The organism is Nocardioides malaquae, assembly GCF_015070385.1.
Taxonomy (GTDB): domain Bacteria; phylum Actinomycetota; class Actinomycetes; order Propionibacteriales; family Nocardioidaceae; genus Nocardioides; species Nocardioides malaquae.
Genome location: NZ_JADCSA010000923.1, coordinates 1 through 247, shown reverse-complemented (window position 1 = coordinate 247; position 247 = coordinate 1). Strand labels below are relative to the sequence as shown.

Sequence of the window (247 nt, the reverse complement as noted above, 5' to 3'; positions counted from 1 at the left end):
GAAGCAAAAGTATCTCGCGCATTTAACACCTCAATGGAGGGTTTTATAGATGCCTGGATTGAAGATCGTCAATCTGGCGATCGAACTAAAGCCAATGAGGGGATATACACCTTTGTCGCTGTAGACGAAACTGGTCGTCCTGTTAAAATTCCTGAACTTATTCCTGAAACCGAATTAGAAAAACAACGTTACGATGCTGCCTTACGACGTAAACAACTAAGTTTACTGCTATCTGGCAAAATTAAAC

At 40.9% G+C, this 247-nt stretch carries 1 protein-coding gene; it reads left to right on the top strand.

The window, feature by feature from the left end:
• A partial coding sequence (locus tag IEQ44_RS18750) for an acyl-CoA thioesterase (RefSeq protein WP_498371234.1) occupies nucleotides 1-247 on the top strand: 247 nt, incomplete at both ends.